Origin of the sequence: Corynebacterium sp. Marseille-P8863 (assembly GCF_946902955.1) — a bacterium.
GTDB lineage: Bacteria > Actinomycetota > Actinomycetes > Mycobacteriales > Mycobacteriaceae > Corynebacterium > Corynebacterium gottingense.
Genome location: NZ_CAMPQC010000004.1, coordinates 195,625 through 208,354, shown reverse-complemented (window position 1 = coordinate 208,354; position 12,730 = coordinate 195,625). Strand labels below are relative to the sequence as shown.

Below are 12,730 nucleotides of genomic sequence, written 5' to 3'. Positions count from 1 at the left end.
CAGGATTCCAGACGGACCATCTCTAGGACTTGATGGATCGCCTTCTCCTTGAATTCGGCGGAATACTTTCTGGGCATAGTGCCAATCCTTCCTTAGCAGAGGTAGGAACTAAACCCAGGACGCTTCACCTAGAGTTCCAGTCGTTCACACACTGTTGCGCGCGTGCATTTAGTAACACCGTGGTGAGTATCGGGTAACGCGATGGTGAGTATCGAGTAACACTGCAGTTTTCGGGGGAAGCTCTTTGGTGACCGCGTGACTTCAGGGCACGCGGCATTGCCAAAGGAGTCCGATTGTGACTGACTACAGGGCGGTGATGGACCTTGTGCTCAAAGGTTGGTCCGTTCGCCAGATCACAGCGGCGATGGGATGCTCGCATTCCACCGTGCAAAAAGTTCGTAAGATGCTGCAAGCAGAGCAGATCACGACCACGGCCCAGATTGCTGGGCTTAATGATGAAGCCGTAGCTGTGCTGTTTCATGACGGAAGATCCACAGGTCAGGGTGTGTTCGTCCCGATCGATTTCGATTCCGTGGTGAAAGCACGGACCGGAAGACATAAGACCACGCTGCAGGTCCTGTGGGGCAAGTACACCTCAACGCCAGCGCTGCCGGGGCAGCGGTACTACAGCTACGAGCGGTTTCGCCAGCTTGTGGCGCAGCATGTTGATGCCACCGGGGTAACCGCCCGGATCGTGCACGCACCAGCTCACACTATGCAGGTGGACTGGGCAGGAACGAAGATGCGCTTGTTCGACCCCACCGGGGGACGTCCAAGCAAGCTCAGTGTGTTTGTCGCCTCGCTGCCGTATTCCGGGATGCTGTTTGCTTGTGCGTGTAACAACGAACGACAACAAGCGTGGCTGGACGCGCATATGCAGGCGTTTGAGTACTTCGGCGGGGTGGCAGAGGTCATCGTCCCGGATAACGCCTCGACGGCATCGAACGCGATCAGCGCCGCTGATCGCAATCGTCGTGTCAACACCACGTACGAGGAGTTTCTGGAGCACTACAACACCGCTGCGCTGCCAGCGCGGGCGAGACGGCCGAAAGACAAGGCCAATGTTGAGGCAGCGGTCAAAATCGTTACCCAACAGGTCATCCATGCTCTTGACGATCATCAGTGCGTCAGCCTTGATGAGCTCAACAGTCGCATACTCAAACGAGTTGACGCGATCAATGCGCACACCCCGTTTCGTGGCAACACCACCAGTCGGCGGCAGCTGTTTGAAGAGTTTGAAGCAGAGTTGCTCACTGACCTTCCCAAACAGCGGTGGCAGCGCACGGAATGGAAGCGGGCCAAAGTCGCTCCCGACTTCCATATCACCGTCGCCAGCGTGCATTACTCCGTGCCCTACACACTTGTCGGCCGCACTGTTGATGTACGCATCACCGGCAACACGCTTACGGTCTTCGATGCCGGCGAGCGGCAAGCAGTACATACGCTTGGGCACCAACACGGCGCCTTCGTCACCGATACCGACCACATCCCGCCGCAGATGGCCAACACCCATGGACTTTGGACCTGTGAATACTTCCTGCGCGAAGCTGCCCGGGTAGGACCGCACACCCGCCGGGTCATCGCTGAGCTTATGGATGCGCGCCCAATCAAAGCACAAGCGTTCTTCTCATGCCGCAACGTGCTTTCCATGGGAAAACACGACAACAAGCCCGTCTTGGAAGAGGCCTGTAGACGGCTCGTCGACCTTGACGGCCGACGTCAGGCAGTGTCCTACACCGCCGTGAAAAACATGATGGCAGCCGTGCGCAAAGAAGACACGGTACGCACCACCACACAGCCTCACCCCAACGCGCGAGATGCCGCTGCCACCTCCACCACCGCAAAAGCGCCTAGCAAGCGTGATACGCGCGGTGCGTACCTCGGCGGCGCGGAGCAGTTCAGCATCGAAAACCTCACAAAGAAAGGAAACAACTAACCCATGGATGCGCCACAACCAGCATCAACAACCGCACGATTCTTAGACGAATCAGTCCTGCCCATCTTCACACAACTGCGGATGACCGCCTTCGGCCGCACGGTCATCGACATTGCCGCGGATCAAGCATTCGACCAGTGGAGCTTCTCCGACAAAATCCTCTACGCGCTCGATAAAGAAGTCGCGGCCAGGCACGAAAGACGAGTCAACAAACTGCTCAAAGCATCACGATCGCCAAACCCCGATGCTTGTGTTGAAGACATTGTCTACACGCCCAGCCGCAACATCAACAAAGAGCAAATCGCCCGACTTGCTCAATGCCAATGGTGCCAGGATTCGAAAAACGTTGTCATCCTGGGCAAATCCTCCGTTGGCAAGACCTACCTCGCCCAAGCACTGCTCAACGCAGCGTGCAGAAAGGACTATTCCGCTAAGTTCTTCCGCACCGACACCTTGGCCAACCAGCTTGCCGTGCTGCATCACTCGGATCCTGAACGCATGAAATTCCTCGAGGCCATTCACAACACCGATGTGCTCGTACTCGATGACTTTCTCACCACCCCGATCAACGAAGCCACCGCACACCAACTGTTGACCATCATTGCGGAACGAGAAAACCGAGGAGCGACCATCGTGACATCCCAGTTCGCCCCCATCGAATGGTGCAAGTCCATCCCCGACGCTGTCATCGCTGAGTCGATTCTCAACCGGTTCGCCGTCGGTGCCGAGATCATCACACTAGAAGGAGACAACATGCGCCTGACCCACTAACCTCACCTAACCCCCAAAACGCCCGGGTGTTACTGGATACTCACCCGGGCGTTACTCGATCCTCACCATGGCGTTACTAAATCAGTGGTCTGAACACCTCCTAGAGTTCCAGTCGTTCACACACCGACCTGGGCGCGTTATACGCGCCATTTGGAGATGACACACTGTGACCCAGATGTCCATCGCGGGCGTTTCCGACTTTGTAGAGAACGTCTCTGCAGATCTGGAGCGTGCAAACTCTCAGATCCAGAGCAATCTGGGCATCCTGAACCCGCAGGAAACCTTGTAAACCGCGGGTAATACCGCGAAGTGCAGCACTGGGGCACCATCCCCGCTGAAGGGGAGGGTGTGTCGGTGCTTTTTCATCTCCTCAGTGTCGGGGAGACAGGGAGACGGGGAGACCGGGTACGATTCTGATGCAACGCTGTGGATCCTTAGCCCCGCATTGGGGTATATCAACCGAAAGTTGGGGTGCCGGGAACCTTATGGCAGCTCTGCGCGACTACTCTCCCAAGAATGTAAACAACCCGTTACGTTCGCGTGACGTTAAAAGGAGAGCTTATGCAACGCACTATCACAGCCACCGCCGCTGTCATCGGTACGTTGGCGCTGGCAGCACCAACCGCCTACGCCCATGACTCGGTGATTAGCGGCACTCCCGACAACGAGTCCACCGTCCAAGCTTTCCCCGACACCATCTCGCTGGAGTTCTCGGGGCAGCCGCAGGAGGGCTTCAACACCGTTGCGCTTTCCCGCGCATCGGACGGCGAGGTGCTCTTTACCGGCGAGCCGGAGATCGACGGTCGCGTTGTCACCATCGACGTCCCCGACGAGGTTGAAACCAATGCCGAGCCGGGGGAGTACACGGTCGGCTATCAGATCATTTCCTCTGACGGGCACTCGACGAAGGGGATGTCCAGCTTCACCTTCGAGCCGGGCGAGGCCGACACCGCACACAACGCCGACAGCACTGAAGCCGCCGACGAAGAGGGCGGCAACTCGGGCCTGTTGACCATCCTGGGCATCCTGGTCGGCGTGCTCGTCTGCGCTGGTGCTGCCGTCGCCGCGCTGGCGAAGTCCCGGAAGTTCCGGGCGTTGAATGGTGAAGACGCGGCGTCGACAAGCGAAAAGCGATAGGAAGCAGACGATGAAGATTACCCGCACAATAGCGACCGCGCTTGTCGCGGCGACCGCCCTCGGCGTTGCAGGCTGCAGCCCCTCCAACCAGGAGGACTCGGCGCAGCCAAGCACGACTGCGGCTTCGAGCGCGGTGAATGAGTCGAGCACGGCGAATGATGCCGAAGCGCAGCTGCAGGGCGCGGGCGACATCAAGCTCGAGGACGCCACGGTGCGCGCGAAGGCGGCGGCCGATAGTGCCGAGGGCTCGGACATGACCGCGGTCTTCGGCACCATCCACAACACCTCGGACCACGACATCACCATCACCGGGTTCTCCACCTCGCTGGGGGAGGCGGACTACCAGATCCATGAGACCGTCGACGGGACGATGCAGCAGAAGGAGGGCGGCATCACCATTCCGGCCGGCGGGTCCGACGAGCTCGCGCCCGGCGGCGATCACCTCATGATCATGGGGTATGCGCCCGAGATCGCTGCAGGTGACACCGTGGACGTGTTCTTTGAAACGTCCGACGCGGAGGGCGGCGAGCAGGGCATCGTTGTCCAAGGCGTGGCCGTACGCTCCATGCTGCCCGGTGGCGAGGAGTACGGCGACGGCGGCGAGATGACCGCCCACGAGCACGCGGACAGTCACTAGGCAAGAAGGGGTAGGCACGACGATGGAGGTATCTCGGCGCGGATTCTTGGCGGCGGGCGCGGGAGGGGTCGGTGTGACGTCGATAGGCATGCTCTCCTCATGCGCGGAGCAACCGGACGCCGCGCCGCAGGAGCTCCCGCTGCGCAGCGCCTCCATTGCCTTCGACGGCGCGCACCAGGCAGGCGTGCAACAGCCCGCGCAGGCGAGCCTGAACCTCATCGGTTTCCGCTTGAACCAAGGCGTGGACGCAAAGGCAATCGTGCGGCTCATGCGCCTGTGGACGGAGGACGCGCGGCGGCTGACCGCGGGGCAAAACCCGCTGGGAAGCCTCGAGCCGGAGCTCACCACGTGGCCGGCGAACCTCACCATCACCTGCGGGTTTGGTCCGCGGATCTTCCAGGTCGCGGCGCCGCATGTCGCGCCCGCATGGCTTCACGGCATCCCCGCGCTGTCTCGCGATCAGCTCGACCCACAGTGGGGGCAGACTGATCTGGTGCTCCAGATCTGCTGCGACGACCCGGTGATGGGCGCGTGGGCGATGCGGCACATGACGCGCGCCGGCGTAGATTACGTGCGTACCGCCTGGGTGCAGCAAGGGTTTGTCAACGCGCACGGGGCGACGCCGGAAGGCGAGACCCCGCGCAACCTCTTCGGCCAGGTCGACGGCACCGTGAACCCGCGCACCGACGAGGATTTCGCGCAGCAGGTGTGGATCAACGAAGGCCCGCTGGCGGGTGGGACCTCGCTGGTGGTGCGCAGGATTGCGATGCACCTTGACACCTGGGAGCTGCTGGACCGCCGCTCTCGCGAAGAGGTCATCGGCCGCACTTTAGCCACTGGTGCTCCGCTGACCGGCGGCGACGAGTTCACCGAGCCCGACCTTCAGGCCCGAGACGCCTACGGGCTGCCGGTGATCGACCCGAACTCGCACATGGCCCGCGCCCGCGCCACCGGCGCCAAAATCCTGCGCCGCCCATACAATTACAGCCTGCCGCCGGAGCCGGGTGCCACCGAGCTTTCCAACGTCGGCCTCATCTTCATGGCCTACCAGCAGGACCCGGACGCGAGCTTCACCCCGCTGCTCACTCACCTCAATGAGGCGGACCGCCTCAACGAGTGGATCACCCACATCGGCTCTGCCGTCTACTACATCCCGCGCGGCACGGCGGCGGGCGAGTACTGGGGCCAGGGCCTGCTCCAGGGCTAGTTTGCTTATCGACGCCCACTCGCACCCCACCCACCCAGTCCAACCAACCCCGGCGGGGTAGTATTACCAACGATGTGCTGGGCCCGCTGTGCCCGGCGCAGGACGGAACGAACACGTGGGGTGCGTCCAGGTATGGCGGACCCCTTTGACGCGCAAAGGAGCGCCAATGGCCACCGATGTAACCGACGTAGCCGATGAGGCCGATGAGAATGTACAGGTAGAGTTCGCCCCCTTCGAGGTCCCCGCTGGGACCCCGGTCGGTGCCACAATGCGCGAGCTAGAACTGCCCAACAAGGGCGACAACGCCATCGTTGTTGTCCAGGACGAGGCGGGGGAGCTCAAAGACCTCTCGCACGTTCCGTCCGAAACCGCCACCTTCACGCCGGTCCCCGCCAACACGGAGCTGGGCCGCTCCGTCATCCGCCACTCGTGCGCGCACGTACTCGCGCAGGCCGTGCAGGCGGAGTTCCCGGGCACCAAGCTGGGCATCGGTCCGGCGATCAATGACGGCTTCTACTACGACTTCGACGTTGCCGAGCCCTTTACGCCGGAGGACCTGAAGAAGCTGGAAAAGCGGATGAAGAAGATCATCAAGCAGGGCCAGAAGTTTGTCCGCGGAGTGTACGAGTCCACTGACGTGGCGTCGGAAAAGCTCGCGAACGAGCCCTACAAGCTCGAGCTGATCCAGGACAAGGGCAACGTTGACCCGAATTCGGACGAGGCGACCGAGGTCGGGGCGGGCGAGCTGACGCACTACGACAACGTCAACCCGCGCACCGGCGACGTCGAGTGGTTTGACCTCTGCCGCGGCCCGCACGTGCCCACCACCAAGTACATTCCGGCGTTCGCGCTCACCCGCTCGTCTGCGGCGTACTGGCGCGGCGACCAGAAAAACGCCGGCCTGCAGCGCGTCTACGGTACAGCCTGGGAGTCCAAGGAAAAGCTCGCCGAGTATATGACCATGCTGGAGGAGGCGGAGAAACGTGATCACCGCCGCCTGGGCAACGAGATGGACCTGTTCTCCTTCCCCGACGAGGTCGGCTCCGGCCTGCCGGTGTTCCACCCGGACGGCGGCATCGTCCGCATGGTGATGGAAGAGCACTCGCGCCAGCGCCACCTGAAGGCCGGCTACTCCTTTGTAAACACCCCGCACGTGACCAAAGGTGACTTGTTCAAGAAGTCGGGCCACCTGGACTGGTACGCGGACGGCATGTTCCCGCCGATGCAGCTCGACGGCGAGGTCGACGAGGACGGCAATGTGACCAAGCAGGCCGTTGACTACTACGTCAAGCCGATGAACTGCCCGATGCATAACCTCATCTTCGACTCCCGCGGCCGTTCCTACCGCGAGCTGCCGCTGCGCCTGTTCGAGTTCGGCACCGTCTACCGCTACGAGAAGTCCGGCGTGGTCCACGGCCTGACCCGTGCGCGCGGCTTCACGCAGGATGACGCCCACATCTACTGCACCGAGGACCAGCTGGAAGAGGAGCTGACCAGCGTCCTGGAGTTCATTATCTCGCTGCTCAAGGACTACGGCCTTGATGACTTCTACCTGGAGTTGTCCACCAAGGACCCGGAGAAGTACATCGGCGACGACGACATCTGGGATCGCTCCACCAACATCCTGCGCTCCGTGGCGGAGAAGTCTGGCCTGGAGCTCGTTCCGGACCCGGCGGGCGCGGCCTTCTACGGCCCGAAGATTTCCGTGCAGGCGCGCGACGCCATCGGCCGCACCTGGCAGATGTCCACCGTGCAGCTGGACTTCAACCTGCCGGAGCGCTTCAACCTGGAGTACACGGGCCCGGACGGCGCTAAGACCCGCCCGGTGATGATCCACCGCGCGCTCTTCGGCTCCATCGAGCGCTTCTTCGGCGTGCTGCTCGAGCACTACGCCGGTGCGTTCCCCGCCTGGCTCGCACCGCACCAGGTGGTGGGCATTCCCGTGGCCGACGAGTTTGCGGACCACCTCGAGGGCATCGTGAGCAAGCTGCGCGAGTCCGGGATCCGGGCTGAGGTCGACCACTCCGACGACCGCATGCAGAAGAAGATCCGCACCCACACCACCGGAAAGGTGCCCTTCATGCTGCTCGCTGGCGCACGGGACGTGGAGGCCGGCGCGGTCAGCTTCCGCTTCCTGGACGGCACCCAGGTCAACGGCGTGCCGGTGGACGAGGCCGTCGAGCTGATTACCAACTGGGTTGCTGAGAAGCTCAATGCGCAGCCGAGCGAGGAAGCCATTGCAGCGCGCCGAGGGTAGGGACGACGTGGCGTCGGCAAGCTCGAGCCCGCGCGACTACGTGGACTCGGGAGCCGGCGACGCGGACCGGCTGCAGCGACTTTGGGCCCCGTACCGGTCCAACTACATTGCAGCGATGCCGGAGCGCAGCGCGGACCCCTTCGTGGAGATCCCGAAGGGGAGCGACGAGGACGGGCTGATCATCGCACGTGGTGAAACCGTCTACGCGCTGCTCAACCTCTACCCCTATAACGCGGGCCACTTGATGGTGGTGCCGTACCGCAAGGTTGCGGCGCTTGAGGCGCTGACCGACGCGGAAACTGCGGAGCTCATGGTGTTTGCCAAGCGCGCCATCCGCACGCTCAAGTCTGTGTCCAACCCGGAGTCCATCAACGTGGGCCTGAACTTGGGCAAGGCGGCGGGCGGATCGGTGAGCGATCACCTGCACCTGCACGTGGTTCCGCGGTGGGCGGGAGACTCGAACTTTATGACTGTGATCGGCGGGACGAAGGTGCTGCCGCAGCTGCTGCGCGAGACGCGCGCAGTCCTCGCGGACGCCTGGGTGGCGCTCGAGCGCGACACCGACTCCGCCGAGGCGCCGGAAGGAGGCGACGATGCTGAGCGTCCACGGGCGTAAACCCGCTGCCGTGGTGGTCAAACCGGTTGCCAAGGCGCTGCTCAAGGTCGGGATGACCCCAAACGTCACTACGCTTGTGGGCACCGCGGCGACCGTGCTCGCCTCCGTTGTGCTCATCCCCACCGGCCACCTCGTTTGGGCTGCGTTGCTGTCTATCTTCTTCGCCGCGTTCGACATGGTCGACGGCACGATGGCGCGACTGCGCGGCGGGGGCACCGCGTTCGGGGCGACGCTGGACGCCAGCTGCGACCGCATTACGGACGGTGCGCTCTTCGCCGCCATCGCCATGTGGCTCATCTACGTGGACAACGCGCAGCCGTACAATGTGGCCGTCTGCCTTGCCGTGCTGGTGCTCTCGCAGGTGATTAGTTACGTCAAGGCGCGCGGAGAGGCCGGCGGGCTGCGCATCGTCGGTGGGCTCATCGAGCGCCCCGAACGGCTCATCATCGCCCTGGCGGGGCTTTTCCTCGAGGGCTTCGGCGTGCACCACGCCATCGAGGTGTCGCTGTGGGTCCTCCTCGTCGGCTCCGTATTCACGGTGGGCCAGCGCCTGCTGTACGCGGCGCGCGACCCCAAGTCCGACGGCAAGCTGGCACCACCCGCGGGGGCGTAGATGGCAGTACTCGACCCCGTGACGGCGGGGTACCTCGCCGGCTGGAAGCTCGTGGGACGGCTGCCCGAATCCGTCACGGACCGGGTGTTCGCGCGGGGCGCTGATTGGGCGTCCGGCAACGGGGCGGGGCCGGAGATGCTCCGCCGCAACCTCAGCCGCGTAGTCGGACCCGAGCACGTCACGCGCGCCCTGGTGCGCGACGCGATGCGTTCCTACGCGCGCTATTGGCACGAGGCGTTCCGCCTGCCGCAGCTTGCCGGCCAGCCCGGGCTGCTCGCCGAGCTCGATGCAGGCGTACAGGGGCGGGCGCTTATCGACGCCTCCCTGGACAAGGGCCACGGCTTGATCCTCACCCTGCCCCACACCGGGAACTGGGACATGGCCGGCATGTGGTTAGCGCAGCGCTACGGGGGATTCACCACTGTCGCCGAACGGGTCAAGCCGGAGGCCTTGTTCGATGCGTTCGTGGGCTTTCGAGAGCAGCTCGGCTTTGAGGTTCTCCCGCTCACCGGCGGGCAGCGCCCTCCGTTCGCACGGCTGAAGGAGGTCCTCCGCGGGAACGGGATCGTCTGCCTCATGGGGGAGCGCGACCTTACCGGGAAGGGCATCGCAGTGGACTTTTTCGGCGAGGAAACCACCATCCCGGCGGGGCCTGCGAAGCTTGCTCAGGAGACGGGGGCAGCGCTGTGTGTCGCCCACTCGTGGTTCGAGCGAGACCCGTCGCTGCCGCGATGGGGGTTTAGCGTCACCGGCATTGATGTGCCGGAGGCGACGCCGTGCGCTGGCCGGGAGGGGCTTGCGGTCGCAGCGCAGCGAGTCGCGGACGTATTCGCCGCGAACATCGCTCGGCACCCGCGGGATTGGCATGCGCTGCAGCCCATTTGGCCCTCGGACGCGGCGTGGCGCAAGCAAGCGCACCCGCGGCGGGAGCCGATTGCGCAGGGCGGGGAGGCGTAAGTGCGCATTGGCATGGTTTGCCCATATTCCTTTGACAAGCCCGGCGGGGTGCAGTCGCATGTGCTCGATCTCGCGCGCGTCTTCCGCGCCCGCGGGCACGACGTCCGGGTACTAGGGCCGGCGTCGGCGAGCACTCCACTGCCACCATGGGTGAGGCGCGGCGGGCCCGCGGTACCCCTGCGCTACAACGGTTCGGTGGCGCGCATCGCCTTCGGTCCGCAGGTGAGCCGGGTGACCCGAGATTTCCTGCGCAGCGGCAACTTCGACGTCCTGCACGTGCACGAACCAAACTCGCCCAGCTACTCCATGGTGGCGACCCGCCTGGCGCGGGGCCCCATTGTTGCGACCTACCACGCGTCCGCCCGCAGCTCCTACGCGCTCCGGTTCGCGCTGCCCATGCTGCGCGGAAATTTGGAGAAGATCCGCGGCGGGATCGCGGTGAGCGAGCTTGCTCGGCGCTGGCAGGTGGAGCAGGTGGGGACGGACCCGATTGTCATCCCGAACGGGGTGGATACGGCCCTGTTCCGCCGCGCGAGAGAAGCGGCGGACAGGTGGAAGGCCAGCGCCGACACGGACGCGGTGGAAATCGTGTTTCTAGGCAGGCTGGATGAACCGAGGAAGGGGCTGGGGACCTTTCTGGGTGGTGTGGAAAAGCTTGGCCTCCCAGTACGGGTGACGGTGATGGGCGCGGGGCACCACCGGCCGGTGCCGGGGGTGCGGTTCGTCGGCGCGGTGAGCGACGCGGAAAAGGCGGCGATCCTCGGGCGCGCGGATATTTTCGTCGCGCCAAACACGGGCGGGGAGTCCTTCGGCATCGTGCTGGTGGAGGCAATGGCCGCCGGCTGCGCCGTGGTGGCGAGCGACTTGGAGGCATTCGCGCGCGTGTGCGGCGCTGATACTACGCAGCCCGCCGGGGTGCTGTTTCCCGTCGGCGACGAGGACACGCTCGCAGACTGCCTCCGCACGCTCGTTACAGACCCACAGCTGCGCAGGCAGTTGGTTGCACGCGGCACGCAGCGAGCCCGCGACTACGACTGGGCAACCGTGGCCGATCGGATCATGGCGGTCTACGAGACGGTGGCGCCGGTCGGGCCCGGGGCAGCAGAGAAGGTGTCGGTGCGATGACCTGGCTGGCAGTGTGCGCTGCGGTGGCGGTCACCGCGTTCCTTGCCTGGGCGTACTTCACGGCGCAGCGGCTTGACCGGTTGCACATGAGGGTGGACCGCACCCGTGACGCGCTGCAGGCAGCGCTCGACCGGCGGTGCGCTGTCGTCGCGGCGACACTGCCCGCGCTGCGCGATCAGGCGCGGGCAACGGAGGAAGTGCGGCTAGACCCGCGAGACATTGCACACCGTCTCCGGCGGGAGGACGCGCTGTCCGTGGCGCTCACGCGCGTGCAGAAAGAGTGCGCGGGGAGCGCACCGGAGGTTGCACACTCCCTCCGTGACGCGGAGACCCGCGTCTTCCTCGCGCTGCGTTTTTACAACGAGGCGGTGTCAGACACGCGGGCGTTGCGGCTGCGTCCACTTGTGCGCGCGCTGCACCTCGGCGGTACCGCGGCACTGCCGGAATACGCAACGATGACCGAGCTGGAGGGCCCCGCCCCCGCGCGAAATGCGTAAGGTCGTGTCACATGAGCGCTACTTTTTCGAACCTTTCGGAGTCCCCGACCTACATCCAGCGCATTCTGGATCTTGAGCGATGCGACGGAGACGAGCCAGACACCTTCCGTGGTGCGGCGATGCACTCGGACCATTTCGTGCGCACGTTTGGAGGACACGTGGCGGGTCAAGCGCTCGTGGCCGCCACGCGCACAGTGGTGGACAAGAAGGTGCACTCGCTGCACGGCTACTTCCTGCGCCCCGGGGACGCGAACGCGGAAACCGAGTACCGCGTCGGCCGCCCGCGCGACGGCCGCAGTTTTGCCACCCGCACCGTCGAGGCACTCCAGGGCGGGGAAGTGCTCTTCTCCATGCAAGCCAGCTTCCACCGCGCCGGCGATGAAGGCCCGGAGCACTCCGACGAGATGCGCGTGGTTCCCACGCCGGACGAGCTGCCCGCCGAGACGAAAGCGCCCAACCTTGGGCCAGGGTCGCGCCACGACCTCAACGAGTGGGACATCCGTGTGGTGCCGCCGGAGATGTACTCGCCGAACCAATACACCACGAGCCAACAGGTGGTGTGGTTCCGATCGACGCGGAGGTTGCCGGACGAGGACACGTTCCACGCGTGCACGCTGACCTATATGTCAGACATGACGCTGTTGCACTCGGCGCTCGCCGCGCACCCCGGCCACCAGGTCCAGCTGGCCTCGCTGGACCACGCGGTGTGGTTCCTGCGTCCTTTCCGGGCCGACGAGTGGCTGCTCTACGACCAGATCTCGCCGTCTGCGCACGCCGGGCGGGCCTTGACCCACGGCCGCATCTTCGACCAGCAGGGGCGCCTGGTCGCCGTGGTGGTGCAGGAGGGGCTGACGCGCAATCTTCGCGAGGGCGCCCACGCCGTGCCCGAGCGGGATCCTCGCCCGGAACCAAAGTAGCGCCCCAAGCAGGCCCCCGGAACGGGGTGAGCGGGAGACACGTATACTTAGCCAAGTTCA

Annotated in this window: 13 protein-coding genes; all 13 read left to right on the top strand. The window is 64.4% G+C overall.

What is annotated here, in order from left to right; all coding sequences use genetic code 11:
- Positions 1-295 precede the first annotated feature (295 nt).
- The 13 genes from istA to OVO38_RS04850 all read left to right on the top strand — a co-directional run bounded on the left by istA (position 296) and on the right by OVO38_RS04850 (position 12,670).
- Positions 296-1,936, top strand: coding sequence for an IS21 family transposase (gene istA, locus OVO38_RS04910; RefSeq protein ID WP_267207882.1), 1,641 nt, complete (start codon positions 296-298; stop codon positions 1,934-1,936).
- Positions 1,937-1,939: 3 nt separating this feature from the next.
- On the top strand, positions 1,940-2,707 hold the full coding sequence (locus tag OVO38_RS04905) for an ATP-binding protein (protein WP_267207881.1): 768 nt from the start codon (positions 1,940-1,942) through the stop codon (positions 2,705-2,707).
- Between the two features lie 166 nt (positions 2,708-2,873).
- Positions 2,874-2,996 carry a hypothetical protein gene (locus tag OVO38_RS04900; protein ID WP_267207880.1) on the top strand — a complete coding sequence of 41 codons (123 nt, stop codon included), beginning with the start codon at positions 2,874-2,876 and terminating at the stop codon, positions 2,994-2,996.
- Positions 2,997-3,268: 272 nt separating this feature from the next.
- Positions 3,269-3,844 carry a copper resistance CopC family protein gene (locus OVO38_RS04895; protein ID WP_095555583.1) on the top strand — a complete coding sequence of 192 codons (576 nt, stop codon included), beginning with the start codon at positions 3,269-3,271 and terminating at the stop codon, positions 3,842-3,844.
- A gap of 10 nt (positions 3,845-3,854) precedes the next feature.
- A complete protein-coding gene (locus tag OVO38_RS04890; protein ID WP_095555584.1) occupies positions 3,855-4,481 on the top strand; it encodes a copper chaperone PCu(A)C in 627 nt (208 codons plus the stop codon).
- A 22-nt stretch (positions 4,482-4,503) separates the two neighbouring features.
- Positions 4,504-5,688, top strand: a complete 1,185-nt coding sequence (locus tag OVO38_RS04885; protein WP_267207879.1) for a Dyp-type peroxidase — start codon at positions 4,504-4,506, stop codon at positions 5,686-5,688.
- A gap of 166 nt (positions 5,689-5,854) precedes the next feature.
- Positions 5,855-7,945, top strand: a complete 2,091-nt coding sequence (thrS, locus tag OVO38_RS04880; protein ID WP_267207878.1) for a threonine--tRNA ligase — start codon at positions 5,855-5,857, stop codon at positions 7,943-7,945.
- A complete protein-coding gene (locus tag OVO38_RS04875; protein ID WP_240510632.1) occupies positions 7,926-8,561 on the top strand; it encodes an HIT family protein in 636 nt (211 codons plus the stop codon). Before thrS ends, OVO38_RS04875 begins: the two co-directional genes overlap by 20 nt.
- Positions 8,539-9,174: a phosphatidylinositol phosphate synthase gene (gene pgsA, locus OVO38_RS04870; RefSeq protein WP_095276271.1), complete on the top strand. Its 636-nt coding sequence runs from the start codon at positions 8,539-8,541 to the stop codon at positions 9,172-9,174. Before OVO38_RS04875 ends, pgsA begins: the two co-directional genes overlap by 23 nt.
- Positions 9,175-10,131, top strand: a complete 957-nt coding sequence (locus OVO38_RS04865; protein WP_095555586.1) for a phosphatidylinositol mannoside acyltransferase — start codon at positions 9,175-9,177, stop codon at positions 10,129-10,131.
- A 12-nt stretch (positions 10,132-10,143) separates the two neighbouring features.
- Positions 10,144-11,256, top strand: coding sequence for a glycosyltransferase family 4 protein (locus tag OVO38_RS04860; RefSeq protein WP_416358572.1), 1,113 nt, complete (start codon positions 10,144-10,146; stop codon positions 11,254-11,256).
- Positions 11,253-11,753: a hypothetical protein gene (locus OVO38_RS04855; RefSeq protein WP_095276279.1), complete on the top strand. Its 501-nt coding sequence runs from the start codon at positions 11,253-11,255 to the stop codon at positions 11,751-11,753. The genes OVO38_RS04860 and OVO38_RS04855 overlap by 4 nt, the downstream gene beginning before the upstream one ends.
- A gap of 11 nt (positions 11,754-11,764) precedes the next feature.
- Positions 11,765-12,670, top strand: a complete 906-nt coding sequence (locus OVO38_RS04850) for an acyl-CoA thioesterase (RefSeq protein WP_267207877.1) — start codon at positions 11,765-11,767, stop codon at positions 12,668-12,670.
- Positions 12,671-12,730 lie beyond the last annotated feature (60 nt).